The sequence below is a fragment of the Kitasatospora sp. NBC_01300 genome, assembly GCF_041435235.1.
GTDB lineage: Bacteria > Actinomycetota > Actinomycetes > Streptomycetales > Streptomycetaceae > Kitasatospora.
This window is the reverse complement of record NZ_CP108408.1, coordinates 4,873,009-4,897,402: the sequence shown is the minus strand read 5'-3', so window position 1 is coordinate 4,897,402 and position 24,394 is coordinate 4,873,009. Positions and strand designations below refer to the sequence as shown.

The 24,394-nt window shown below is 74.3% G+C and carries 19 protein-coding genes; 7 read left to right on the top strand and 12 right to left on the bottom strand.

Going from position 1 to position 24,394, the window contains the following annotated elements:
• Nucleotides 1–5 precede the first annotated feature (5 nt).
• The gene (locus OG556_RS21835) at nucleotides 6–3,875 is read right to left on the bottom strand and encodes a glycosyltransferase family 2 protein (protein ID WP_371518598.1); all 3,870 of its coding nucleotides are present in this window, start codon (nucleotides 3,873–3,875) and stop codon (nucleotides 6–8) included.
• 217 nt (nucleotides 3,876–4,092) lie between these two features.
• The gene (locus OG556_RS21830) at nucleotides 4,093–4,365 is read right to left on the bottom strand and encodes a WhiB family transcriptional regulator (RefSeq protein ID WP_063349134.1); all 273 of its coding nucleotides are present in this window, start codon (nucleotides 4,363–4,365) and stop codon (nucleotides 4,093–4,095) included.
• A 622-nt stretch (nucleotides 4,366–4,987) separates the two neighbouring features.
• Here OG556_RS21830 and OG556_RS21825 point away from each other — a divergent pair.
• From OG556_RS21825 to OG556_RS21815, 3 genes are all read left to right on the top strand, one after another.
• Nucleotides 4,988–5,647, top strand: a complete 660-nt coding sequence (locus tag OG556_RS21825; RefSeq protein ID WP_371518597.1) for a cysteine dioxygenase family protein — start codon at nucleotides 4,988–4,990, stop codon at nucleotides 5,645–5,647.
• 80 nt (nucleotides 5,648–5,727) lie between these two features.
• Complete coding sequence (cofD, locus tag OG556_RS21820) at nucleotides 5,728–6,687, top strand: 2-phospho-L-lactate transferase (RefSeq protein WP_371518596.1); 960 nt, start codon at nucleotides 5,728–5,730, stop codon at nucleotides 6,685–6,687.
• A gap of 34 nt (nucleotides 6,688–6,721) precedes the next feature.
• Entirely contained in the window at nucleotides 6,722–8,014 is a 1,293-nt protein-coding gene (locus OG556_RS21815; protein WP_371518595.1) for a coenzyme F420-0:L-glutamate ligase, read from the top strand.
• A 3-nt stretch (nucleotides 8,015–8,017) separates the two neighbouring features.
• Here the strand turns inward: OG556_RS21815 and OG556_RS21810 are convergent, their stop codons facing one another.
• Genes OG556_RS21810 through OG556_RS21800 form a run of 3 tightly spaced genes read right to left on the bottom strand, consistent with a single transcriptional unit; the run spans nucleotide 8,018 to nucleotide 9,706 of the window.
• Nucleotides 8,018–8,464: a PIN domain-containing protein gene (locus OG556_RS21810; RefSeq protein WP_371518594.1), complete on the bottom strand. Its 447-nt coding sequence runs from the start codon at nucleotides 8,462–8,464 to the stop codon at nucleotides 8,018–8,020.
• Nucleotides 8,461–8,715 (bottom strand): type II toxin-antitoxin system prevent-host-death family antitoxin, encoded by a 255-nt coding sequence (locus OG556_RS21805; RefSeq protein ID WP_363377417.1) that lies wholly within the window; start codon nucleotides 8,713–8,715, stop codon nucleotides 8,461–8,463. The genes OG556_RS21810 and OG556_RS21805 overlap by 4 nt, the downstream gene beginning before the upstream one ends.
• 25 nt (nucleotides 8,716–8,740) lie before the next feature.
• On the bottom strand, nucleotides 8,741–9,706 hold the full coding sequence (locus OG556_RS21800; RefSeq protein ID WP_371518592.1) for a DNA-3-methyladenine glycosylase: 966 nt from the start codon (nucleotides 9,704–9,706) through the stop codon (nucleotides 8,741–8,743).
• A 6-nt stretch (nucleotides 9,707–9,712) separates the two neighbouring features.
• On the opposite strand from OG556_RS21800, the gene OG556_RS21795 reads away from it, so the two are divergent.
• Nucleotides 9,713–10,204, top strand: a complete 492-nt coding sequence (locus tag OG556_RS21795; RefSeq protein WP_371518591.1) for an SgcJ/EcaC family oxidoreductase — start codon at nucleotides 9,713–9,715, stop codon at nucleotides 10,202–10,204.
• A gap of 24 nt (nucleotides 10,205–10,228) precedes the next feature.
• On the opposite strand, the gene OG556_RS21790 is transcribed toward OG556_RS21795, so the two are convergent.
• Nucleotides 10,229–11,341, bottom strand: a complete 1,113-nt coding sequence (locus OG556_RS21790; RefSeq protein ID WP_371518590.1) for an N-acetylmuramoyl-L-alanine amidase — start codon at nucleotides 11,339–11,341, stop codon at nucleotides 10,229–10,231.
• A gap of 103 nt (nucleotides 11,342–11,444) precedes the next feature.
• On the opposite strand from OG556_RS21790, the gene OG556_RS21785 reads away from it, so the two are divergent.
• The 3 genes from OG556_RS21785 (at nucleotide 11,445) to OG556_RS21775 (ending at nucleotide 15,461) form a co-directional block, all read left to right on the top strand.
• A complete protein-coding gene (locus tag OG556_RS21785) occupies nucleotides 11,445–12,236 on the top strand; it encodes a TIGR03089 family protein (protein WP_371518589.1) in 792 nt (263 codons plus the stop codon).
• A gap of 36 nt (nucleotides 12,237–12,272) precedes the next feature.
• Nucleotides 12,273–13,619, top strand: a complete 1,347-nt coding sequence (locus OG556_RS21780) for an LCP family protein (RefSeq protein ID WP_371518588.1) — start codon at nucleotides 12,273–12,275, stop codon at nucleotides 13,617–13,619.
• Nucleotides 13,620–13,811: 192 nt separating this feature from the next.
• Nucleotides 13,812–15,461, top strand: coding sequence for an LCP family protein (locus tag OG556_RS21775; protein WP_371518586.1), 1,650 nt, complete (start codon nucleotides 13,812–13,814; stop codon nucleotides 15,459–15,461).
• A gap of 13 nt (nucleotides 15,462–15,474) precedes the next feature.
• Here the strand turns inward: OG556_RS21775 and OG556_RS21770 are convergent, their stop codons facing one another.
• The 6 genes from OG556_RS21770 to ssuE all read right to left on the bottom strand — a co-directional run bounded on the left by OG556_RS21770 (nucleotide 15,475) and on the right by ssuE (nucleotide 23,901).
• Nucleotides 15,475–16,089 carry a DapH/DapD/GlmU-related protein gene (locus OG556_RS21770; RefSeq protein ID WP_371518585.1) on the bottom strand — a complete coding sequence of 205 codons (615 nt, stop codon included), beginning with the start codon at nucleotides 16,087–16,089 and terminating at the stop codon, nucleotides 15,475–15,477.
• 96 nt (nucleotides 16,090–16,185) lie between these two features.
• Nucleotides 16,186–17,226 carry a glycosyltransferase family 2 protein gene (locus OG556_RS21765; protein ID WP_371518584.1) on the bottom strand — a complete coding sequence of 347 codons (1,041 nt, stop codon included), beginning with the start codon at nucleotides 17,224–17,226 and terminating at the stop codon, nucleotides 16,186–16,188.
• Between the two features lie 236 nt (nucleotides 17,227–17,462).
• Complete coding sequence (locus OG556_RS21760; protein WP_371518583.1) at nucleotides 17,463–19,463, bottom strand: hypothetical protein; 2,001 nt, start codon at nucleotides 19,461–19,463, stop codon at nucleotides 17,463–17,465.
• Between the two features lie 178 nt (nucleotides 19,464–19,641).
• Nucleotides 19,642–22,209, bottom strand: coding sequence for an ABC transporter permease (locus OG556_RS21755; RefSeq protein WP_371518582.1), 2,568 nt, complete (start codon nucleotides 22,207–22,209; stop codon nucleotides 19,642–19,644).
• Nucleotides 22,210–22,226: 17 nt separating this feature from the next.
• Complete coding sequence (locus OG556_RS21750; protein ID WP_371518581.1) at nucleotides 22,227–23,015, bottom strand: ABC transporter ATP-binding protein; 789 nt, start codon at nucleotides 23,013–23,015, stop codon at nucleotides 22,227–22,229.
• A 331-nt stretch (nucleotides 23,016–23,346) separates the two neighbouring features.
• Nucleotides 23,347–23,901, bottom strand: a complete 555-nt coding sequence (ssuE, locus tag OG556_RS21745) for an NADPH-dependent FMN reductase (RefSeq protein ID WP_371518580.1) — start codon at nucleotides 23,899–23,901, stop codon at nucleotides 23,347–23,349.
• Between the last annotated feature and the right edge of the window lie 493 nt (nucleotides 23,902–24,394).

Sequence of the window (24,394 nt, the reverse complement as noted above, 5' to 3'; positions counted from 1 at the left end):
GCGGGTCAGCTCCCCGATCCGTGCTGGTGCGGGTACCGGCCCGTGCCGTTGGGGTCGTTCGGGTCGTTGGGGTCGTAGTAGGGCTCGGCCTGCGGCTGCCCCGGCACCCACGGCTGCTGGTGCTCCGTCTGCTGCTGGTACGGCTGCTGCTCGTAGCCGTACTGCTGCTCCTGCGGGTACGGCTGCTGCTCGTAGCCCTGCTGCGGGTACGCCTGCGGCTGGTAGCCCTCGTAGCCCTGGCCGTCGTACCCCTGGCCGCCGTACCCCTGGCCGCCGTACGGCGCGGCCACCGGCTGCTGGGCCGCGTACTGGTCGTAGCTGTACGGGTCGGCCTGCTGGTAGGTCTGGTACGGGTCGGTGTACGGCTCGGTCTCCTGGACGGCGGCGGCCGCCTGGACCGCTTCGGCCACCGGCTCGCCGGCCGGCTGCGCCGGGATCGCGCCCGGCGGGCCCTCGTACACCCCGCCGTCCTCGCCGCCCTCGCCGCGCTCGGCCATCCGGCGGGCCCGGCGGCTGCCGGGGGCGGGCGCCTGCGCCTGGGCCGCGGCGGCCAGCGCGGCGGCGGCCACCACCTCCTCGGGCAGGTCGTCGTCCTTGTGGCTGCGGCGTCCGGGCAGGGCCAGCACCAGGATGGTCAGGCCGAGCAGCACCTGGGCCCAGATCCAGCCGGTGTGCGCGAAGCCGTCCTCCCGGGTGACGGTCAGCTTGCCGCCGCCGGCCGGGAGCTTGAAGCCCTGCGCCCAGCCGTCGACCTTGACGGACTCCAGCGCGGTGCCGCCCACGGTGGCCTTCCACTCGGGGGCGGCGGACTCGGCGAGCCGCAGCACCCGGCCGTCCGGGCCGGCCGGGACGGTGGCGGTGAGGTCGCGGGCCCCGGCCGGGACGACCACCGGGGCGGCGCCCGGGGCGGTGATCACCGCGCGGACGGCGGGGGCGCCGGTGACCTGCCAGAGCGCGGAGTCGCCGTCCTGGTTGGCCTTGACCAGGCCGGGGGTGGTGTCCAGGACGTCCTTGTAGGTGGCGATCACCGACTTCTGGACCAGCACGTAGGCGATGCCGTAGCCGGAGAGCGCACCGGCCTGGTCGGCACCGGAACCGGCCAGCAGGCTGCCGACCATCTTGTTCAGGCCGTCCTGGGTGCCGGTCGCCGGGTCGACGGTGGACTCGGCCTGGCCGAGCGTCAGGCCCGCGCCGCGGACCACGGTGTAGCGGACCGCGCCGCCGCCCGGGTCGCCGGTGACGACCAGGGTGCGGGACCGGTCGGTGGTGCCGGCCTCCTCCGCGATGAACGCGGGCACCTGGCCGGCCTGGGCCCGGTGCAGCGGCTTGCCGGCGCCGGTGAGCGCCCACCACAGGCCGGTGCCCAGCGGGGCCAGCACCGCGGCGGCCACCACCAGCGCGGCCACCGGCTGGCGCCAGCCGAAGGCGATCCCGGCCACGCGGGCGTTGGCGCCGTCGGCACCGATCGCGGCGGCCGCCAGCAGGGCGATCCCGGCGATCAACGAGGCCGGGCCGGCCCAGGCGGGCACCGCCGGGCCGCCGGAGGCCGGGGTGACGGAGGTGCCCGCCACCGCGACCGCGAAGACCAGGCCCGCACCGGCCGCACCCCAGGCGGCCAGCACCGCACGGCGGCGGTCGGCGCGCAGCAGCGCGGCGAGCGCGGCGAGCACCACGCCGGCCGACAGCCAGACCGGCGGCACCCCGGCGCCGCCGGGGTTGACCAGCAGCAGGCCGGCCGCACTCGCACCGGTGCCGTGCAGGCCGGGCAGGCCGGCCTCCAGCAGCAGCCACTGCGGGTGCGTCAGCACCGTCAGCGACCACGGCGCCAGCACCAGGACGGGCAGCGCGAGGATCACCAGGACGCGCAGGCCGAGCAGGCGCAGCGCGGCACCGCCCGAGCCGAAGGCACCGCCGCGGACCACCGCGACGACCAGCGTCGCCAGGCACAGCGGCAGGGCGAGCGCCCAGGTCAACGGCACGAAGGAGGTGGCCAGGGTGAGCAGCAGGACGGTCATCCAGACCGGCCGCCACCCCGGGCGGGCGCCCTTGGCGGCGCTCTCGTCGCGGATGCCGAGACCGGCCGCGATCGCGGCGGCGCGGGCCAGCGGCGGCAGCAGCACGGCGAGGACGGCGGTGCCGATCCGGCCCTGGGCGAGCGCGCCGGTCGCGGCGGGCAGCAGCGCGTAGGCGGCGCTGGCCCAGGCCCGGACCAGCTTGGAGTCCAGCAGCGGCCGGGACACCAGGTAGGCGCTGACCGCCGACAGCGGCACGGTGAGCACGACCAGCAGGGTCAGCGTGAGGTCGGCGTGGTCGAACAGCACCCAGGACAGCACCGCGAGCACGCCGAGGTACGGCGGTGCGGCGGCGGTGGAGCCGGTGCCGATCGGGTGCCAGGCGTCCGCGTACATCGACCAGAGGCCGGCGGCGCCGTCGGTGGCCGGCAGCAGGGCGCCGCCGAACAGCTCGCCGCTGCCGAACAGGCCGCGGCAGGCGATCAGGGCGAACACCAGCAGGGCGGCGAACAGCACCGGCGCCGGGCGCCGGGCCAGCTTCTTGATCAGCGTGAACTGCTCGACGACCAGGTCCTCGTCGTCCTCGCCGCCCGGCCCGGCCTCGACCGAGCCGTGCCGGCCGGTGTCGTCCCCTCCCCCTATGCCGAGGGAGCCGATCACGCCCTCGACGGCGAGCCGGGCGGTGGCGCCGGGCGGCGGGAAGAGCGTGCGGTCGTCCAGGGCGTCGGCGGCCCGGGTGCGGGCGCGCTGTTTGCGCGCTGCCAGCAGCCGGGGGAAGCGGACGAGTTCGTGGCCGAGGCCGGTGAGCTCGTCGAAGGCCTGGCGCGGGTCCTTGCCGAGCAGGTTGGTGACGGCCCGTAGCAGGGTGCCGAGCACCAGCCGCAGCAGGACGTAGGGGAAGAGCGCGCCCTTGCAGTTGGCGAGCAGGGTGTAGACGGCGCCGGCCTTGTCCACCCGGTGCGGGTGGGCGGGGCCGCAGTCGATGGCGCGGCGCTCGCGGCTGGCCGCCTCGGCGTGCCGCAGCACGGCGTCGGGGGCGACCACCACGCGGTGGCCAGCGGCGTTGACCCGCCAGCAGAAGTCGGCGTCGTCGCGCATCAGCGGCAGCGCCTTGTCGAAGCCGCCGAGTTCCTCGAAGACGTCGCGGCGCACCAGCATGCCGGCGCTGGAGACGGCGAGCACCGGGCGGACCTGGTCGTGCTGCCCCTGGTCCTGCTCGCGGCGGTCGAGGCCGGTCCAGCGGCGGCCGGAGCGGGCGATGGTGACGCCGACCTCCAGCAGCTGGCGGCGGTCGTACCAGCTGCGCAGCTTGGGGCCGACCACGGCGGCGCTGGGGGTGGAGTCGGCGACCTGGAGCAGCCGGCGCAGCGCGTCGGTCTGCGGCTCGCAGTCGTCGTGCAGCAGCCAGAGCCATTCGACGGGCTGGGTCTCGCGCGGGCCGCCGCGGCCGAGGTCGTCCTCCTGGGCGAGCGGGTCGCCGAAGTCGTCCCAGCCTCCGGTGACCGGGTCGTAGCCGGAGGGGTCGAGCCGGTACGGCAGGTCCTCCGGGCGCAGCGGCGGGCTGCCGAAGACGGCCTCGGCGACGGCGGTGCCGAAGCCGGCCCGGCGGCCGAGGAGCAGCGGGCCGCCCTCGGGCAGCCAGTCGGCGAGGGTGTCCGCCAGCAGTTGCGGAGAGTTGTCGGTGGAACCGGTGTCGACCGCGAGCACCCGCTGGACCTGGCGGTCCTGGCCGAGCAGGCCGGCGAGGGCCTGCGGCAGCCAGCGGGCCCCGTCGTGCGAGACGATCACCGCGGTGACCAGGTGGCGCGGGTAGGCGGGCGGCCTGGCAGCGGTGAAGCCGCTCTGGTGGCTGTAGACGGTCATCGAGTGCGCGGGCCTCAGTTCTCGGTGGACACAGCCGGTGAACGGCAACCGGATGGCGCACCACACTAACGGCTCCGGATGGCGGCTTCGTCCGCGGTGCCGGTGCGGGACCGGTGAAGACCCGGCAGGGAACACGAAAGCGCCCCACCGCCGCGGTGAGGCGCCCGTACTGCCGTGTGGTTGTCGAAGGGTCAGCGGGGGTCGGCGGCCGCCCCGGTCAGACCGCGCTCTTCTTGAGCCGGCGGCGCTCGCGCTCGGAGAGGCCGCCCCAGATGCCGAACCGCTCGTCATTGGCGAGGGCGTACTCCAGGCATTCCGAACGGACCTCGCAGGCGAGGCAGACCTTCTTGGCCTCGCGCGTGGAGCCGCCCTTCTCGGGGAAGAAGGACTCGGGGTCGGTCTGGGCGCACAACGCGCGCTCCTGCCAACCGAGTTCCTCTTCCTCCTCCGCGATGCCGTCACCGATCAACAGCTCAAAGAGCTCGCTCATGTGGCGCGCCTCCTCTGCCCCTACTTGGCGTCCCCGTGGTTGCCGTTGCCTCGTGCGGCCGACGACACGAGTGAAATTACAGTTGCGTCACTCTGGCTCAGTCAAGCCGAGCTCTGGTATTGGGGCGAGGATTCACTCCCCGGCACCAAGCCGTTACGAATAGTGTACATATTCGGACACATTGGACCTTCGATCCGAAAGCCCCGAACGGCGTCGAACCAGCCACAACCATTCGGCGAGTGACGCTCGGTCACCATCACAGGCCGGTCATCGCCCTGCCTTCCCGGCGATCTTCCCATCGAAACATAGAGCGTGATTTATCACCCCATCCGGGCAACTTCTTGGCGTAACCCCCTCGAATGCCCCATCCCTGTGTTTGACACCGGCCCCACGGATGCGGTCTCCTTTCCCCTATGTCAGAGTTCGCCAGCCCCCGGAGCGGTTCCACGCTCCGCCGTGCCGTGAACTCTTGTTGTCGCCTCTGTTCCTGCTGTATCTAGGCGCCCGCGTCCCACCGCGCGCCGCCCCCAGGAAGCACAGAGGCCGCCCGCGATTCCCGTCCCAGGACATCCCGGATCCGGCTGATCCCCGACGAACAGCCGCCACTCCGAGGACGACTCCCGTGCGTATGACCCGTATCCGCAAGCGGAACCGCGACCGCAGCAAACTCGCCCGCCGAAGCCCCGCGCCCGCCTCCCCCGCCGCGCCCGCCGCGCCCGCCCGGGGCTGGACCGACGGCCTCAGCGACGTCTCCATCGCCGGCGACCCGCTCGCCTTCCCGCACCTGGCCCGCACCGACCTGCCCCGCCACCCCACCACCGTGGCCGGCCACGCCCGGCTGATCCGCGAGATCGCCGCCGACCGCGCCCGCTGGGAACCCCTGGTCCGCTACGACGCGCTCACCCGCTGGTACGCCCGGCTGGAGACCGGCCCCGGCTACGAGGTCTGGCTGCTCAGCTGGCTGCCCGGCCAGAGCAGCGGCTTCCACGACCACGGCGAGTCCTCCGGCGTGATGACCGTCGTCCAGGGCGAGCTGATCGAACGCTCGCTCACCCGCGCCGGCGAGAAGGTCCGTACCCTGCGCGCCGGCGGGATGGGGGTCCCCCCGGCCGGAGGCTGGGGGAGGGTCTTCTCCTCCGGCTACCTCCACGAGGTGGTCAACGGCACGCTCGAACCCGCCGTCTCCATCCACCTCTACACCCCCGGCCTCACCGAGATGAACCAGTACGGCGGCACCGCCGTCCCCGAGCAGCACCCGCAGGCCCAGGCCGAGACGCACTGAGCACCCGCCCACGTCAGCCCGGCCGTCGCACCCGTCGGCGACCGGACTGACGGGCAGTCGGACCGTGGCAGGATGAACCCATGCGCATCGTGGCACTGGCAGGCGGAATCGGCGGAGCGCGCTTCCTGCGCGGACTCCTCGCGGCGGTCGGACCGCAGGACGAGATCACCGTCATCGGCAACACCGGCGACGACATCCACCTCTACGGCCTCAAGGTCTGTCCCGACCTCGACACCGTGATGTACACCCTCGGCGGCGGCATCCACGAGGAGCAGGGCTGGGGCCGCACAGACGAGACCTGGTCGATCAAGGCCGAGATGAAGGAGTACGGCGTCGGCCCCGAGTGGTTCGGGCTCGGCGACCGCGACTTCGCCACCCACCTCGTCCGCAGCCAGATGCTCACCGCCGGCTACAGCCTCAGCCAGGTCACCGAGGCGCTGTGCGTGCGCTGGAAGCCCGGCGTACGGCTGCTGCCGATGAGCGACGACCGGGTCGAGACCCACGTGCGGATCACCGACGAGCAGGGCACCCGGGCGATCCACTTCCAGGAGTACTGGGTCAGGCTGCACGCCGCCGTCGACGCCGAGGCGATCATCCCGGTCGGCGCCGACACCGCGAAGCCCGCGCCCGGCGTCCTGGAGGCCATCGCCGCCGCCGACGTCATCCTCTTCCCGCCGTCCAACCCGGTCGTCTCCATCGGCACCATCCTCGCCGTCCCCGGCATCCGGGAGGCCGTCGCCGCCGCCCCCGCCCCCGTCGTCGGGCTCTCCCCGATCATCGGCGGCGCCCCGGTGCGCGGCATGGCCGACAAGGTGCTCGCCGCCGTCGGCGTCGAGGCCACCGCGGAGGCCGTCGCGCTGAACTACGGCGCCACGCTCATCGACGGCTGGCTCGTCGACACCGCCGACCAGGACTCGGTCGCCGCCGTCGAAGCCGCCGGGATCGCCTGCCGGGCCGTCCCGCTGCTGATGACCGACGTCGAGGCCACCGCCGAGATGGCCCGGGCCGCCCTCGCCCTCGCCGAGCAGGTGCGCAAGTGAGCGGGCGCGGGCGCGGGAGCAACGGGGCGGGCGCATGAGCCTGCGGATCCTGCCGGTCGAGGGGCTGCCGGAGATCGACGCCGGGACCGACCTCGCCGCACTGCTCGCCAAGGCCGGCGAGTACCAGGACGGCGACATCCTGATCGTCACCTCGAAGATCGTCAGCAAGGCCGAGGGCCGGCTGCTGCACGCCGCCGACCGTGAGGCCGCGATCGAGGCCGAGACCGTCCGGGTGGTCGCCCGGCGCGGCCACGCCCGGATCGTCGAGAACCGCAACGGCTTCGTCATGGCCGCCGCCGGCGTCGACGCCTCCAACACCGCCCCCGGCACCGTCCTGCTGCTGCCCGAGGACCCGGACGCCTCCGCCCGTGCCCTGCGCGGGCAGCTCCAGCAGCTCACCGGCCGCCGGCTCGCCGTCGTCGTCACCGACACCTTCGGCCGGCCCTGGCGCAGCGGGCTCACCGACGTCGCCATCGGCGCCGCCGGGCTGTCCGTGCTGGAGGACCACCGCGGGCACACCGACAGCCACGGCAACGAGCTGACGCTCTCCATCACCGCCACCGGCGACGAACTCGCCGCCGCGGCCGACCTGGTGAAGGGCAAGACCAGCGGCGTGCCGGTCGCCGTCGTCCGCGGGCTCGGCCACCTCGTCACCGCCGAGGACGGCGACGGCGCCCGGCCGCTGGTCCGCCGCGCCGTCGACGACATGTTCCGGCTCGGCACCTCCGAGGCGCTGCGCCAGGCCGTCACCCTGCGGCGCACCGTCCGCTCCTTCACCGACGCCCCGGTCGACCCCGGCGCCGTGCGCCGCGCCGTCGCCGCCGCCGTCACCGCGCCCGCCCCGCACCACACCACGCCGTGGCGGTTCGTCCTGCTGGAGACGGCGCAGGCCCGCACCCGGCTGCTCGACGCGATGCTCGCCGCCTGGCAGCGCGACCTGCGCGAACTCGACGGCTGGGACGACGCCCGGATCGCCCGCCGCACCGCCCGCGGTGACGTCCTGCGCGACGCGCCCTACCTGGTGGTGCCCTGCCTCGTCATGGACGGCTCGCACCACTACCCCGACCAGCGGCGCGCCGCCGCCGAACGGGAGATGTTCACCGTCGCCGCCGGCGCCGCCGTGCAGAACCTCCTGGTCGCCCTCACCGGCGAGGGCTACGGCTCCGCCTGGGTGTCGTCCACCATGTTCTGCCGCGACACCGTCCGCGCGGCCCTCGACCTCCCGGACGGCTGGGACCCGATGGGCGCCGTCGCCGTCGGCCGCCCCGCCGAACCCCCGCGCGAACGCCCGGACCGCGGCGCCGACACCTTCATCGAGGTGCGGTGAGGATCAGCCGTCGAGGTCGTCCGGCAGCAGCCGGAAGGCCTGGTGGTTGGTCAGCGGCCTGATCGCACGGAAGTGGCGGCGGTCGACGGTCAGCACGGCGTCGGTCCTGAACTCCGTGGCCAGCGCGACGTTGATGGCGTCCGTCAGGCCGATGTTCAGGTCCGGGTACTGCCGCATGACCGCCCGCGCGGTGGCAAGGTGCGCGCCCACCTCGGGCACCTCGAAGCGGCCGATCGCACATCGGTCGATGATGTCGTCCAGGACGCGCATCGCCATCGCGGCTCCGAGCGTCCGGTGCGCGAGGTAGTCCAGCTCGGCCAGCACCAGGGGCGAGATGACCAGATGGCCGACCGTACGCAAGGCCTTCAGGCAGGCGTCGTGGTCGGGTTCCTCACCGGCGTACGCGGCGAGCAGGGCGCCGGTGTCACCGACCACCGCAACGTCGGTCACCTGCCGAAGCCTTCCATGTGCTGGTCGAGGTCGGCCAGGATGCGCCCGCCGCCGCCGGGGATGACCGGCATGTCGTCGAGCTCGTCCCCCATCGGATCGGTCCGGAAGGGGTAGACGGGTGCGGCCAGGCTCGGCGGCAGGATGGTGGCCACATGCCTGCCGTCCTTGGTGACGGTGACGGTCTCGCCCCGCTCGACGGCTCCTATCACCCTGGCCGTCTGCTGGTTCAGCTCCCGCATGGTTGCTTCCATGCGAGGCAGTGTACTACGGCGTAGTTCATCGCCGCCGGTGGTCGTTGGGGGTGAGGCGGGGGCCGTAGCGGGGGGCGTGGGGGGTGGTGGCCAGCAGGAGGCGGCAGAGGCGGTGGCGGTGCGGGCGGTAGGGCTCCAGCAGGGCGAGCATCTGGGCGTCGTCGCTGCGGGGGCGGCCGGCCAGGGCCCAGCCGACCAGGTTGGGCAGGTGGAAGTCGCCGACCGAGACCGCGTCCGGATCGCCGTTGCTGCGTTGCAGGGTCTCGGCTGCCGTCCAGGGGCCGATCCCCGGGACGGCGGTGAGCCGGGCGAAGGCCTCGGTGTGGTCCATCGCGGCGGCCTCCTCCAGCCGGGGTGCCAGCCGGACGGCGCGCATGACCGTCGCCGAGCGCTTCGGGTCCACCCCCGCGCGGTGCCACTCCCAGCTCGGCACCAGCGCCCACTCCCGGGCCGACGGCGCCACCCGCATGCCCTCGGCCGGGCCCGGCGCCGCGGTGCCGAAGTCCCGTAGCAGGGTGCGCCAGGCGCGGTAGGCCTCGTCGGTGGTCACCTTCTGTTCCAGGATCGCCGGGACGAGGGACTCCAGGACCAGCCCGGTGCGGGTGAGGCGGACCGCGGCGGTGCGGCGCTGGGCGTCCCGCAGCGGGCCGGGCGGCAGCACCAGGGCCTCCGGGTCGTCCTGCGCGCCCAGCAGCGTCGGCAGCCGCTCCAGCAGCCACGGCGCGCCCGGGCCCCAGGCGGTCGCCTCCACCTCGCCGGCGGCCGGGCGCGCCAGCACCCGCAGGGTGCCGATCCCGGTTGGGGTCCGGGACGCCCGCCAGAGCGCGCCGTCGCCGGTGGTGCGGTACGCCGGGTCGGCGGGGCCTCGGCGCAGCGGCAGCAGCGTCCGGGCGACGTCCAGCGGGAAGCCCGGCCGCCAGCGCCGTACCGACTCGCCCGTCACCGCCGTGCGCCTCCTCCGCTGTCCGGCTCCACCGCCTTCGTCGACCATGGGGATATGAACGATACGCGGCTGCCGGAGCTGTCCTCCGGGGACGAGAGCGCGGTGCGGGCGCTGTACCACCGGGCGCTGGAGGGGTGGAACCAGCGGGACGGTTCGGCCTTCGCCGGGCCGTTCGCCGAGGACGGGGAGGTGATCGGCTTCGACGGCACCCGGCACTGCGGGCGGTCGGTGATCGCCGCCGAACTGGGGCGGCTCTTCGCGGACCACGCGACGCCGGAGTACGTGGCCAGGGTGCGCCGGGTCCGTGCGCTGGGGCCCGGGGTGGCGCAGCTGGACGCCGTCGCGGGGCTGGTGCCGGACGCCGCGGAGGACCTGGACCCGGCGCTCAACGCGGTGCAGACGGTGATCGCGGTGAACGCCGGGGCGGGCTGGCGGATCGGACTGCTGCAGAACACGCCGGCGCGCTACGACCTCCGGCCGGACCTGGCGGCGGCGTTGACGGCGGAGCTGCGGGGGCTGGTCGGGCGGGGGCCCGGGCCGACGTAGGGCGGTGTGGTGCGGTGCGGCGCCTCAGGGGGCCTGGAGGTGGGCCGCGGCCGTGCGGAGGGCGGGGAGCCGGGCGTAGAGGGCGTTGCCGGGGCATTCGGTGTTGAAGGCGTCGCGGTGGCCGGAGACGGCGTCGAAGTCGACGACGGTGCCCTTGGGGTAGCGGCTGGCGTCGGAGGCTGAGGTCAGCTTGGTGCGGCCGTCGGCGGGGTGGCCGGTGAGGCCGAGCTTCCAGCCGGCGATGGCGGCCAGGCCGTCCAGGAGGGGCTGGGGCGGGGCGTCGCCGACGTAGGTGCCGATGGCGGCGACGCCGGCCGAGTCGGTGTTGAAGCCGAGGGTGTGGGCGCCGTGGACGGGCAGGTCGACGCCGCCGGCCCGGCCCTCGTAGACGGTGCCGCAGCGGTCGACCAGGAAGTTGTAGCCGATGTCCCGCCAGCCGCTGCTCTGAACGTGGTACTGGTAGATCGACCTGATCACCCGGGGGGCGTCGGAGCAGGCGTAGTCGGTGGCGGTGGCGGTGTGGTGGATGAACACCTCGTGGACCGGGCCGGTGTACTCGAAGGTCTGGTCGCGCAGGGACTCGTCCGCGCCCCAGCCGGCCCGGGTGACGATGGCGGGGCGCGGGGCCTGGTGGCCGTCGGCGGGGTGGCGGGGCAGGACCCGGGCGGCGGGCGCGGGCGCGCCCTGGCCGGGGTCGACCAGGTCGAGCCGCAGGCCGGGCGGGGGCCCGGCGGGGCCGGGGCGCACCTCGACGGCGACGCCGTCGCTGCGGCCCGTCCACAGGGGCGCGGTGGCGCCGTGCGGGGCGAGGTCGGGGCCGTCCTCGGTGTCGGCCTCCAGGTCGTGCCAGTCGCCCCAGCGGCCGGTGGCCGCGTCCCGGGTGCGGACCCGGACGGCGCCGCCGGCCAGCGCGTCCGCCGGGCCGTCCCAGCCGACGCCGAGGAGTTCGAACGGCCGGGTGGTGCGCGGGGCCAGGGCGGGGCCGTGGCCGAGCGGCAGTGAGGTGACCGACCCGCCGCCGGCGGAGCCGAGGCGCCGGGCGCCGTCGGGGTCGGCCGGGCCGGCGGTGGCGGCGGGCTGGAGGAGCAGGGCGACGGTGCAGCCGGCGAGCACGGCGGCCGGGAGGGAAAGGCGCATAAACCGGATGTTGGCGGTAAATCGGGCCGCTCGCCACGTCGCCCCGCGACCGGTCCGCCACCCCTCCCGACGGCCCACTCGAAGGCCGTAGGCTGGGCGCACCATGACTGCGCATTTCGCTGCCGATGCCCGCACCCCCGTCGAACTGCTGCACGCATATCTGCGAGGCGGCACGCCCACGGTCGATCCCGCGGCCCCGCTGGTCACCTTCTACGACGATGCCACCGGCGAACGGGTGGAGCTGTCCGCCCGGACCTTCGACAACTGGGTGGCCAAGACGGCCAACCTCCTCCAGGACGAGTTGAACGCCGGCCCGGGCGACCGGGCCGTGCTGCTGCTCCCCGCCCACTGGCAGAGCGCCGTCTGGCTGCTGGCCTGCTGGTCGGTCGGGGTGACGGCGGTGCCCGGCGGCGACCCGGCCGACGCCGACCTGGTGGTCAGCGGTCCGGACGGACTGGCGGCCGCCCAGGCGTGCGAGGGCGAGCGGGTGGCCCTGGCCCTGCGCCCGCTCGGCGGGCGCTTCCCGCAGCGCCCCGACGGCTTCCTCGACTACGCCGCCGAGGTGCCCGGCCAGGGCGACCGCTTCGCGCCGTACTCGCCCGTCGCCCCGGACGGCCACGCGCTGGAGACCGTCGTGGACGGGCTGCCGCTGAAGCTGACCGGCGAGCAGACCGTCGCGCTGGCCCGGGAGGGGGCCGTCCGACTCGGGCTCAAGCCCGGCGACCGGGTGCTGTCCACCCTCTCGTTCGACGACTGGACCGGTCTGGAGGCCGGACTGCTGGCGCCGCTGGCGGCCGGCGCCTCGGTGGTGCTGTGCCGCAACTCGCAGGGGCTCGGACCCGGGCAGTGGGAGAAGCGGACCGAGTCCGAACGGGTGACACTGCGCCTCGGGTAACCCCCGGATCGGACCGGGCGGGTAGGGATCCCTGCCATGGCCGAGGACGACACCGCGCACCCCCCGACCGACCCGCCCCCGACGGATGCGCACCCTTCCGAACCCGAACACCCGCGTCGGCGCCGGCGGTGGCTGATGATCACCGCCGGCGTCGTCGCGTTCCTGCTGGTCGCCACCGGGGCACTGCTCTGGATCGCCTACCGCACGCTGGACGGCAACATCCGCACCGACTCGGACACCGACCGGTTGCTCGCCCGGCTGGAGGCCGAGCGGCCGAGCCGGACCGCCGGGGCCAAGGGCTCCGAGAACATCCTGCTGATCGGCAGCGACGACCGCTCCGGCACCAACTCCACGTACGGCGGCGAGCCGGGCACCCAGCGCTCGGACACCACGATCCTGCTGCACCTGGCCGCCGACCGGAAGCACGCGACGGCGGTCTCCATCCCGCGCGACGTCATGGTCACCGTCCCCGCCTGCGAGAAGCCGGACGGCACCCGCAGCAAGGCCGGGCTGATGCAGTTCAACTGGGCGTTCGAGATGGGCGGCGCGGCCTGCTCGATCCGCGCCGTCGAGCAGCTCAGCGGCATCCGGATCGACCACTACGTGATCCTCGACTTCAACGGCTTCAAGACGATGGTGAACGCGATCGGCGGGGTCGAGGTGTGCGTCCCGCAGGCGATCCACGACAAGGACGCCAGACTCGACCTGCCCGCCGGGCGGCAGACCCTGCACGGCGAGCAGGCACTCGGCTACGTCCGGGCCCGGGAGAGCCTGGGCGACGGCAGCGACACCCAGCGGATGGGACGTCAGCAGCAGTTCCTGGCCGCGCTGGTCCGCAAGGTGCAGTCGCAGGGCGTGCTGCTGAACCCGGCGCGGCTGTGGCCGGTGCTGGACGCGGCCACCTCCTCGGTCAAGGCGGACGGCGGGCTGTCCTCGCTCGGGGCGCTGTACGACCTCACCCAGGACCTGCGGGACATCCCCTCGGCGGACGTGGTGCTCCTGACCGCGCCGCGCCGCCCGTACCGGTACGACTCGGACCGGGACGAGTTCGTGCAGCCGCAGACCACGCAGCTGTTCACCGCGCTGCGGGACGACCGGTCGGTCGCCGTCCGGCCGCCCGGTTCGGCGCCGTCGCCGGGCGCCGGTGCCGGTGTCGGTGCCGGAGCGGGCGCCGGTGTCGGGGCGGGTGCGAGCCCGAACCCGGTGGCGACGGGTACGAGCCCGAGCCCGGCGGCGACGGGTGCAGGTACGGGCGCGGGGTCTGACGGGGCGGCGGGGGCGGCCGGGGCTGCGGGGGCACCGGCGAAGGCGTCACCTTCGGCGGACGCCTCGCCCACCTTCGAGGGACGCACGGCCGACGTGGACGCCTGCGCGCAGCACTGACCGCGGCTGCGCCGCAGGTCGGCACGGGTTTTCCGGAAATCCCGCACGCCCAGGAGACTTTACCTGTCCATTACCTGAACATGGCGCAGATCACACCGGAAGGATTCCGCCGTTCGGCTCGTCTAGTGTGTCCGGATCGGCCCGCCGAACGGGCGAGCCGGAGCCGTGACCGGTCGGAGGTAGGGAACCCCCGTGCAGCAGGACAAACCGGAGGTCGATCCCGCCGACCAGTGGACGCGCGACCCGGAAACCGGCCAGTACCGCCTCGACCCGTCCGCCGGAATCCCCGGGCAGCGCCGCCGGACGGCCGAACGGGGAGCCGCCGAGCAGACGCCGGCCACCGGGACCGCGACCGCCGGCACCCCCGGGCCGGGCCGCCGCGACTCCCGGCGCCGGGCGGCCGCCGCCGCCAAGCGGACCCGGCGCCGCCGGGCGCTCAAGTGGACCGCCGGGGCCGGCGCCCTGGTGATGGTCGCGGGCTGCGGCGGGGCGTACTACCTGTACCAGCACTTCAACAGCAACCTGACCTCCGTCAAGGTCCAACTGGGCAACGAGGAGGAGCGGCCCAAGGCCGCCGGGGACGCGCTCAACATCCTGGTGCTGGGCACCGACAGCCGGCAGGGCCTCGGCCGCGAGTACGGCAACGAGGGCAGCGTCGGGCACGCCGACACCACGCTGCTGTTCCACATCTCCAAGGACCGCTCCAACGCGACCGCGATCAGCATCCCGCGCGACCTGATGGTGCCGATCCCGGAGTGCCAGAGCAGCGACGGCAAGAAGATCCCCGGCTCCGCGCGGGACATGTTCAACAACAGCCTCGGCCAGGAGGGGCGCGACCCGGGCTGCACCTGGAAGACCGTCGAGAAGATGACCGGGATCCGGGTCGACCACTTCGTGCAGGTCAACTTCGAGGCGGTGAAGACGCTGTCCAGCGCCGTCGGCGGGGTCGAGGTCTGCGCGGCCAAGGACATCAACGACAAGGACTCGCACCTGAAGATGAGCAAGGGCCGGCACGTGGTCCAGGGCGACGAGGCGCTGGCCTTCGTCCGCACCCGGCACGCCGTCGGCTTCGGCGGCGACCTCACCCGCATCCCGCTCCAGCAGCAGTTCATCAGCTCGATGATCCGCAAGATCAAGAGCGACGACACCCTGACCAGCCCGAGCAAGCTCTACAAGCTCGCCGACGCCGCCACCAAGGCGCTCACCGTGGACTCCGGGATCGGCAGCGTCGACAAGCTCAAGGACCTCGCGCTGGACCTCAGCAAGGTCGACACCAAGAACATCACCTTCGCCACCGTGCCGGTCCTGGACGACCCCAAGGACAAGGACCGGCTGGTGCTCAAGCAGCCGGACGCCGGGCAGTTGTTCTCGATGGTGGCGGGCGACCGCTCGCTGACCGAGACCGCCGCGCCCGCCGACGCCGCCACGGCCGCACCGGAGACCGCACCGGCGGCCCCGACCGCCGCCGCCCCGACGGTGGACCCCAAGGACGTCCGGGTGACGGTGCGCAACGGCAGCGGGACGCGCGGGCAGTCGGGGCCCACCGTGGAAAAGCTCCGCACCAAGGGCTTCGCCAAGGCCACGACCGCCCCCGACGCGCCCGTCACCGCGACCACCGCGGTGTCCTTCCCCGCCGGGCAGGACGCCGCGGCCGCCGCCCTGGCCGCCGCGCTCGGCCTGCCGGGCGACGCCGTCCGGCCGGATCCGAAGGCGGATCCGAAGGGCCCGCTGGTGCTGGTGCTGGGCAAGGACGTCCTCGCCGCTCCGGCGGCGGCCCCGACCGAGGCGCCGAAGGACCTCCAGCGGGTGCAGGCGGACGACACCGACGCGTGCGCCAAGTAGCCAGTACCAGGCCCTACTCCGGCGCGAGGGTGCCGTCCGTCTCCCGGTAGTGCTCGCCGGTGCGGGGGCAGTGCCAGCGGCCGTCGCCGGCGAGCTCCAGCGGCTCGCCGGCGCGGCCGACCCAGCCGATCCGGCGGGCCGGGACGCCGGCGGCCAGGGCGAAGTCCGGGACGTCCCGGTGGACCACCGCGCCGGCCGCGACCAGCGCCCAGCGGCCGACCGTCACCCCGGCGACCAGGACCGCCCGACCGCCGATCGAACAGCCCTGGCGGAGCGTCACTCCTTCGGCGTGCCAGTCCTGTTGACGCTTGGGCCGACCCTCCGGGGTCACCGCGCGGGGGTGGCGGTCGTTGGTGAGGACGGCGGCGGGGCCGATGAACACCCCGTCCTCGACCAGCGCGGGCTCGTACACCAGCGCGTGGTTCTGCAGTTTGACCCGGTCCCCGATCCGGACGCCCGGGCCGACGTAGGCGCCGCGGCCGATCACGCACTCGGCGCCGATCACCGCGTCCTCGCGGACCTGGGCGAGGTGCCAGACCGTCGTCCCCGCGCCGATGACGGCCCGTTCGTCGACGTCCGCGCTCGGCTCGATCCGGGCCGCGTCGGGCCCGCCCTCAACTGTCGCCATGCGCACCGACGATAGCGGTGCGGGTCGACTCTCAGGATTCGTCCGACAATTCGCGCGCCCGGCGGGAACTGTCGGACGAACCCTGCCCGGTCGGCGTCAACTCGCCCTGGAGAGCACGTCCTTGGCAGCCGGGCCGACACTGTCTATCACCCGGCGGGCCAGTGAGCGGGGCGAGGTGAGGAAGCCGAAGCCCCAGCTGAGGTGCATGGTGGCGAGTGCCACCGGCAACATCGCCCTGGCCTTGAAGGACAGGCCGCGGCCGCCGACCAGCCCGCCGCCGAGGATGCCCAGCACGTACGCACCGGGCACCGCGAGGAGGGCCGGGTGGACGGCGACGCCCAGCACCAGCCCGAGGGTGACGGCCAGCAGGGCGGTCGGCGGGGCCAGGTAGCGGAGGTTGACCGAGCCGCGGTGGTAGCGGGTGACCACCCGGCGCCAACGGCCGTAGTCCTTGTACTGCTTGGCCAGCGCCTTCACCGACGGCCGGGGCCGGTAGGTCACCTTGAGCTGCGGGGTGAACCAGACCAGCCCGCCGTCCTGGCGGATCCGGTAGTTGAGCTCCCAGTCCTGGGCGCGGATGAACTCCTCGTTGTAGCCGCCGAGCTTCTCCAGCACCTCGCGCCGGAACACCCCGAGGTAGACGGTGTCCGCCGGGCCGGCCAGGCCGCCGGTGTGGAAGGCGGCGTTGCCGACACCGATCTTGGAGGTCATCGCGGCGGCGACCGCGTTCTCCCACTCGGTCTCGCCCTCGGCGTGCATGATGCCGCCGACGTTGGCGGCGTCCATCTCGTCGAGCAGCCGGACCGCGGTGGTGATGTAGCCGGGGGTGAGCAGGCCGTGGCCGTCCACGCGCACCACTATCGGATGGCGCGAGCCCCGGATCGCGGCGTTCAGCCCCGCGGGGGTGCGACCGGTGGGATTCGGCACGGTCCGAACCCGCGGGTCCTCCGCCACCAGTTCGGCCGCGATCTCCGCGGTCCGGTCGGTGGACGGACCGAGGGCGATCACCACCTCCATCGGCCCGGGGTACTCCTGGTCCAGGATGCGCCGGACCGCCGTCCGCAGGTGTCGTTCCTCGTTGAGCACCGGCATGATCACGGAGACAGCCGGCAGCTCCTCAGCAGCCTTGGTGTTCATCGGGGCCAACCGTACCGGTGCGGACACGTCTCCGTCTTGTCCCGGTCCGGGCCGCTGCACGCAGCCCGCGACGCCCGGTTGGACTCCTTGATCACGCCCACCGTACTCCGCTCCGCTCACGGGCCCGCAGCCGGGTCGGAACGGGCGGTTTCCGGAGGACGGGACGGAGCCCGGCAGGGCGTCCCCGGCGGGGTTCGGCGGCAGCCGCGCGGGTTCGGTGCAGGTTCGGCGCAGGTTCAGAGCAGGTGGTGAACGATGGTGAAGAGCGCGTAGCCGGCCAGCGACAACCGGTTCAGCAGGTGCTGCGGGCCGCCCAGCCGGTCCGGCAGCGACCGGTGCGGGCGCAGGTCCGGCCGGTGGGCGGCGGTCGCGACGGCCCGGGCCAGCTCCACCGGGTCGTAGCGGTCCCCGAGGTGTCCGGCCAGCCAGGCGGCCGGGCGGCTGCCGACGGTGACCTCCGCGCCCGAGCGCAGCTGGACGGTGAGCAGGTTGCGGTGGACCGCTGCCGCGTTGATCTCCTGCCACCGGAAGGTCCGGGTGCGCAGCGCGGTGGCCATCCGCAGGCCGTCCCGGTCGACGACCATCTGCCAGGAGAGGGTGCGGCCGCAGGCGAGGATCGCCACCGTGCCGGTCAGGAGCGGGTGCACCACCCCGCCCCACCAGCCGCTCCGGTCGAGCAGCACGACGAGGCCCGCGAGCAGCAGCGCCGGCACCGGACCGGCCATCGCCCGCAGCGGCAGCGGCATCTCCCAGCGCCGGGCGGGCACCGGTTCGGCGTCCGGCCCGGCCGCGGGGGCGGCGGCCACCGTCTCGGCGGTCAGGGCGCCGACGGCCAGCTCCCGCTCCCGGTAGCCCTCGGTGCGCCGGCCCGGCCGCGGGGCCCGGGCGGCGGGGGCGACCACGGCCGCCACCCAGCGCGGGTCGTGGTCCAGCAGTCCGGGGCGGACCAGGAGCTGCTGCTCCGGCCCGTCGGGCCCCCGGTACAGCACGGCCGGCACGCTCCGGCCGGCGCGGGCGAGCCAGGCGGCGGCCTGCTCCGGGGTCAGCCGGTCGAGGACGTCCCCGAGCTCCTCCTCTTCCTCGTCGTAGGAGACCTCGAGATCGAGGTGGTCGGCGTCGTCGTCCTCGGTCTCCAGGTGTTCGGGCACCCAGGCCGGGCCCTCACCGTCCGGGGCGCCGTAGCGGGCCCAGCGGTAGCGGTCGCGCTCGACCAGCCGCCAGAGCGCGGGGCCGTCCGGCGGGCCGTCCAGCGGCTGCACCAGCAGGTCGCCCTGGGCGTCGGCGCGGACCCGGACGGCGAGGGCGGGTGCGGAGCCCGCGAAGGAGGGCCGGGAGCGGCGGGCGTTCGCGGCGGCGGCCGAGCCGAGCAGCAGCAGGCCGGGCAGGGCGAGCAGGCCGCCGGCGGTCAGCGCGCCGGTGAGGTCGTAGTCGTCGCCGGCGGCGCGGACGGCGGCGCCGTCCACCAGCAGCGGGACGGCCTCGCCGGGCTGCGGCGGCCGGGCCCACCAGACGTCCAGCCGGGCGGTGCGTTCCGGGCCGCCGCCGGGCGGGTGGAAGCGGACGGTCAGGACGCCGTCCTGGTCGGTGTCGCCCGCGGTGCCGGTGACCTGGTCGGCCCGTTCGGCGCTCGCCTGCTGCCGGGCCTGCCCCCACAGCCCGTACAGCGGGAACGCCAGGGCGGCGGCGAGCAGCAGGCCACCGAGTGCGCGGCGCAGCACCGGCGGGCCGTCGGGGTGGACGGGTGAGGGCGCTCCGGCGGCGGTCCAGGGGAAGGGGACGGGCGGGGCCATCAGTTCGTCGAGCTGCTGGCGGGCGCGGCGGCGGCCGAGCTCGGCGCCGATCAGCGCGGCGGAGAGCAGCAGGTGGACCAGGACGGCCGTCCAGCGGCCGAGCGGGGTGACCAGGCCGTGCGGGGCGTACCAGAGCACCGCGAGGACGGCCGGCGGGAGCAGCGCCCGGCCGCGGAACCGGCCGACCAGCAGGACCACTTCGGCGAGCACCGACCAGGCGGCCAGCGAGGAGCCCCAGGTGTCCCGGCAGACGCCCTGGACGTTGCAGTCACCGGGGGTCGGCTCCACCGCGGTGGCCAGGATGACGAAGGCGGCGGGCAGCAGCGCCAGCCAGCGGCTGTCCAGGCGCCAGGCGGTGCGGGCGGCGCGCCAGTGGGTGGCAGCGGCGGCGGTGAGGGGCGCGGCGCTGGGCAGCGGCGGGGCGTCCGGGGTATCCGGGGCGAACATCGGACGATCATCTCAGTCGACCGGGGGCGGCCCGTGCCGCAGGGGCCGGGTGCTGCCCGCACCCGGCCCCTGCCCCCCGTTCCCCCCTCGGCGGCCCCCCCACCGCCTGGTCCTGCGGCCTGCGCCGCCCGGTCGGTCCGTCGCGACGGCACCGGTCGGTCCGTCGCGACGGCCGCGATCAGTCCGTCGCGATGGCCGCGAGGACGTTCATCCGCCCGGCCCGGAAGGCCGGGACGAGGGCGGCGACCAGCCCGATCACCACCGAGGCGACCAGCGTCACCGCGAGCGTGGTGGTCGGGACGGAGAGCGTGGCCAGACCCTGGTCGCGCAACACCCGCTGGGCGGTGACGCCCCAGGCCAGCCCGAGCCCGGTGCCCAGGACCGCGCCGAACACCGAGATCACCACGGCCTCCAGCCGGATCATCCGGCGCAGCTGGCGGCGGGAGAGCCCGATCGCCCGCAGCAGGCCGATCTCCCTGGTCCGCTCGACCACCGACAGCGCCAGGGTGTTGACCACCCCGAGCACGGCGACCGTGATGGAGAGGCCGACCAGGCCGTAGATCAGGTAGAGCAAGGTGTTGACCTGGGACTGCACGACCTCCTTGTAGCCGGCCTGGTCCTTGATGGTCAGCTGCGGGTACTCCTTGAGCGCGCCCTCCAGGGCGGTCAGCGTCTTCGCGACGTCGGCTCCGGAGGAGGCCTTGGCGAAGAACGTCCAGACCGGCGGCTGCTCGTCGGCGGGCACGGCCCTGGCCATGGTGTCGAAGTCGACGAAGGAGCCGTCGCCGAACAGCGAGCCCTTCGCGAACACGGCGCCCACCGGCAGCACCTGGGTGCGGCCCTTGCCGTAGGCGACGGTCACCTGGTCGCCGACCTTCAGGCCGTGGTCCTTCGCGAAGGCCTCGCCGATCCCCAGCTCGCCCCGCCCGATCGCGTCCACCGAACCGGCGGTGACCGGGAGGTGGAAGTCGGTGCCGAAGAAGGCGGGCGGCGCGGCGGTGAGGTTGGTCTTCACGCTCCGGCCGTCCGGCAGCTGGAGCTTGGGGTTGAAGAACTTCTGGGTGGTGACGTGGTCGATGCCCGGGGTCCGGCGGACGGCGTCCAGCATCTCGGGGGTGATCGAGGTGCGGCCGCCCTGGACGATGTAGTCCGCGCCCACCGACCGGTCGATCTGCGCGTTGGCCGAGGTGACCGTCGAGGCGCTGAACACCGAGGAGCCGATCACCAGCGCCAGTCCGATCATCAGCGCGGCGGCGGTGGCCCCGGTACGACGCGGGTTGCGCATCGCGTTGCGCTGGGCGAGCCGGCCGGACGGGCCGAACAGCGCCGGCAGCAGCGCGCCCAGCACCCGCACCACGGCGGTGGCCAGCAGCGGGCCGAGCACCACGAAGCCGACCAGGGTGAACAGCACGCCGAGACCCAGGTACTGGCCGCCGGTGGCCGCCTTCTGCGCCTGCGCGGCCAGCACCAGCAGACCGCCGCCGCCCGCCGTCAGGACCAGGCCGACCACCGTGCGGACCAGGTTGGCGCGGCCCTCGGCCGGCGTGCCGTGGTCGCGCAGCGCGGCCATCGGCGCGATCCGGCTCGCCCGGCGGGCCGGGACCCAGGCCGCCACCAGGGTCACCACGATGCCCAGGGCGTACCCGGCGAGGAACACCGTCGGACCGATCTTCAGGTCGCCCGCGTCGAGCTTCATGCCGATCGCGTTCATCAGCTTGATCAGGCCGACCGCGATGCCCAGACCGGCCGCGACCCCGAGGGTCGAGCCGAGCACGCCGAGGATCAGCGCCTCGACCAGGACCGAGCGGTTCACCTGCCGGCGGCTGCCGCCGATGGCGCGCAGCAGGCCGATCTCCCGGGTGCGCTGGGCGACCAGCATCGAGAAGGTGTTGATGATCAGGAAGCAGCCGACGAACGCCGAGATGAGCGAGAAGCCGAGCATCGCGTTCTTCATGAAGCCGAGGCCGCTGCCGATGCTCTTGGTGTTCTCGTCCTTCTGCTCGGCCGCGGTCTTCACCTGGTAGCCGGCGCCCAGCCTGGCCAGGGCGTCGGCCTTGAGCTGGTCGTTGCCGCGGCTGCCGTCGCCGAACGCCTCGACCGAGGTGTACGCCGGCTCGCCGAGCAGCACCTGCTGGGCGGTCGGGGTGTCCAGGAAGGCCAGTGCCGCACCGGGGTTGGTGGTGGTGAAGGAGACGATGCCGGAGACCGTGAACTCGTGCCGGCCGTCGGCGTTGTCGACCCGGAGCTTGGCGCCGAGGCCGAGCCCGGCCTTCTTCGCGGTGTCCGCGTCCAGCACCAACTCGCCCGCGCCCTGCGGGGCGTGACCCTGGGTGAGGCGCACCGCGCTGCGCGGGGTCTCGGTCCAGTTGCCGACCAGGGTCGGCGCGCCGGAGGTCGGGCCGACCAGCTTGTTGGTGGCCGGGTCGACCAGGGTCGCGTTCTCGACCATGACCTGGCCGACCGCCGACTTCACCCCCGGCACCGCGGCGACCTGCTGCGCGGCCGCCACCGGGACGGTCCGCGGCTTGTCGGAGGCCTGCTGCTCGTCGTCCTCGGCCGGCTTGGGCGGCTGGACGGAGACGTCGGAGGCGGTCGCGGCGAACAGCTTGTCGAAGGTGCTGGTCGCGGTGTCGGAGAAGACCAGGGTGCCGGAGACGAACGCGACCGACAGCATCACGGCGATCAGGGAGAGCGCCATGCGGCCCTTGTGGGCGAAGAAGCTCCGCAGAGCGGTCTTGAGCAGCATCTGTCCGTCCCGCCCGCTCAGCTGGTCCGCTTGCCGTCGAAACGGCGCATGCGTTCGAGGACGGAGTCGGCGGTGGGCGCGTGCATCTCGTCGACGATCACGCCGTCGGCCAGGAAGAGCACGCGGTCCGCGTAGCCCGCGGCGACCGGGTCGTGGGTCACCATCACGATGGTCTGGCCCAGTTCGTCGACCGAGCGGCGCAGGAAGGTGAGCACCTCGGCGCCGGCCCGGGAGTCCAGGTTGCCGGTGGGCTCGTCGCCGAAGATGATCTCGGGCCGGGCGGCCAGCGCCCGGGCCACCGCGACGCGCTGCTGCTGGCCGCCGGAGAGCTGCGCCGGGCGGTGCTTGAGCCGGCCGGCCAGGCCGACGGTCTCCACCACCTGGTCCAGCCAGGCCTGGTCCGGCCGGCGGCCGGCGATGTCCATCGGCAGCGTGATGTTCTCCAGCGCGGACAGCGTCGGGAGCAGGTTGAACGCCTGGAAGATGAAGCCGATCTTGTCCCGGCGCAGCCTGGTCAGCTGCTTGTCCTTGAGGCCGGTGATCTCGGTGTCGCCGATCCAGATCCGCCCGCCGCTGACCGTGTCCAGGCCGGCCAGGCAGTGCATCAGGGTCGACTTGCCGGAGCCCGACGGGCCCATGATCGCGGTGAAGCGGCCGCGCTGGATGTCGACGTCCACCGCGTCGAGCGCGGTGACCCTGGTCTCGCCCGCGCCGTACGCCTTGCTGACCTGGCGGGCCGCGGCGGCGATGGCGGGCGCGCCACCGGGAAGCTGGGGGTCGTACACGGCTGTGGCTGCCGTCGTCACTGGAGTCTCCTAAGAAGTGGGCCCGACCGTCGACCCCGGCCGACCCTCCGTGCGCGGGCATGCCGCAGGACGCGGGCATGGCGCAGGAAGGGTCGTCGACCGGGAGTTGACCCCACCCACCGGGCCCGGCGGGCGCCGGTTCCCGGGAGAACCTCGCCCCTCGTCGGCACGAGCGGGGACGTCCACAACGTTATGAGCAACGGCGGGCGCGCTCGTCATCCGCCGGAATGAAGCCGCCCGACCAAGGATCTACGGGGCGCGGCACCCCTCCCCCTAGGGGGTGCCGCAGCCCGTCTCGGGGACGCCCCGTACGGGGCCCGGCCCCGGTTCCTCAGCCGGTCAGCGCCGGTGCGGCCAGCCGGTCCAGGGCCTGCGCGAAACCCTCCACGACCGGGGCCAGCAGGGTGTCGGTCTCCCGCTCGACCAGGGTCGTCCCGTCCTCCCCGGTGGTGATGTGGCGGTCGAGCACGAACCAGCCCTGGGTGATGTGGCCGGCGCCCATCGAGCTGAGCACCGGGCGCAGCGCGTAGTCCACCGCCAGCACGTGCGCGGGCGAGCCGCCGGTGGCCAGCGGCAGGACGGCCTTGCCGGCCAGCGCGTACTGCGGGAGCACGTCCAGCAGGGCCTTCAACAGGCCCGAGTAGGCGGCCTTGTAGACGGGGGTGCCGATCACGACGCCGTCCGCCCGGGCGAACAGCTCGGTCACGGCGACGATCTCCGGGTGGTCGAAGTCGCCCGACAGCAGCGCGTGCGCGGGCAGGCTGCGTGCCTCGAACGGGACGACGTGGTGGCCGCGGGCCTCCAGCCCGGCGTCGACGTGGCGCAGCAGGCGGGTGGTGCGGGAGGTGGCGGACGGGGAGCCGGAAACGGACAGGACGGTGGCCATGGGTTCACCTTTGGCTGGAAGCGGGGGCGGGGCCACGCGGCGCAGGAGGACCGCTGCGGGTCGGAGCCCGGGAAGGTGTTTCGACGTGCTCGACGTGCTCGACGCGTTCGAGGTGGGGTGCCCGGCGCGGGTGGGGTGACGCCGAGGTGATCCGGTGGGCGCGCTTCAGCCGCGACAGAGCGAACAGGCCACACCACGCCGCAGGTCGACGTGCCGCCGACGCGTGAGTGCCCAACGCTGATCCATACCCGAAATGCAAACACGCTGCGTTCGAGCCGGTCAAGAAACGTTTCGCCAGTTGAACGGCGGATGACGTGGCGCGTGGTGACCGGGCTCACGTCGACCCGGCGCCCGCGCCGTCCGCCCCCACCGTCGTACGGCCGCGCGGAAGTTGCGGCGGAACGATCCGACCCGTGCATCAAAACTGCTACAAGCGACCTGGTGAGTACCCCGGGGGGAGTCAGCACGAGCGGGGTCGGGCATCCTCGACGAC

What these genes read in the sequence shown, in the direction of transcription:
- OG556_RS21835 (WP_371518598.1), bottom strand. Translation starts at nt 3,875, where the DNA reads ATGACCGTCTACAGCCACCAGAGCGGCTTCACCGCTGCCAGGCCGCCC.
- OG556_RS21830 (WP_063349134.1), bottom strand. Translation starts at nt 4,365, where the DNA reads ATGAGCGAGCTCTTTGAGCTGTTGATCGGTGACGGCATCGCGGAGGAG.
- cofD (WP_371518596.1), top strand. Translation starts at nt 5,728, where the DNA reads ATGCGCATCGTGGCACTGGCAGGCGGAATCGGCGGAGCGCGCTTCCTG.
- OG556_RS21815 (WP_371518595.1), top strand. Translation starts at nt 6,722, where the DNA reads ATGAGCCTGCGGATCCTGCCGGTCGAGGGGCTGCCGGAGATCGACGCC.
- OG556_RS21805 (WP_363377417.1), bottom strand. Translation starts at nt 8,715, where the DNA reads ATGGAAGCAACCATGCGGGAGCTGAACCAGCAGACGGCCAGGGTGATA.
- OG556_RS21800 (WP_371518592.1), bottom strand. Translation starts at nt 9,706, where the DNA reads ATGGTCGACGAAGGCGGTGGAGCCGGACAGCGGAGGAGGCGCACGGCG.
- OG556_RS21795 (WP_371518591.1), top strand. Translation starts at nt 9,713, where the DNA reads ATGAACGATACGCGGCTGCCGGAGCTGTCCTCCGGGGACGAGAGCGCG.
- OG556_RS21790 (WP_371518590.1), bottom strand. Translation starts at nt 11,341, where the DNA reads ATGCGCCTTTCCCTCCCGGCCGCCGTGCTCGCCGGCTGCACCGTCGCC.
- OG556_RS21785 (WP_371518589.1), top strand. Translation starts at nt 11,445, where the DNA reads ATGACTGCGCATTTCGCTGCCGATGCCCGCACCCCCGTCGAACTGCTG.
- OG556_RS21780 (WP_371518588.1), top strand. Translation starts at nt 12,273, where the DNA reads ATGGCCGAGGACGACACCGCGCACCCCCCGACCGACCCGCCCCCGACG.
- OG556_RS21770 (WP_371518585.1), bottom strand. Translation starts at nt 16,089, where the DNA reads ATGGCGACAGTTGAGGGCGGGCCCGACGCGGCCCGGATCGAGCCGAGC.
- OG556_RS21765 (WP_371518584.1), bottom strand. Translation starts at nt 17,226, where the DNA reads ATGAACACCAAGGCTGCTGAGGAGCTGCCGGCTGTCTCCGTGATCATG.
- OG556_RS21760 (WP_371518583.1), bottom strand. Translation starts at nt 19,463, where the DNA reads ATGTTCGCCCCGGATACCCCGGACGCCCCGCCGCTGCCCAGCGCCGCG.
- OG556_RS21755 (WP_371518582.1), bottom strand. Translation starts at nt 22,209, where the DNA reads ATGCTGCTCAAGACCGCTCTGCGGAGCTTCTTCGCCCACAAGGGCCGC.
- ssuE (WP_371518580.1), bottom strand. Translation starts at nt 23,901, where the DNA reads ATGGCCACCGTCCTGTCCGTTTCCGGCTCCCCGTCCGCCACCTCCCGC.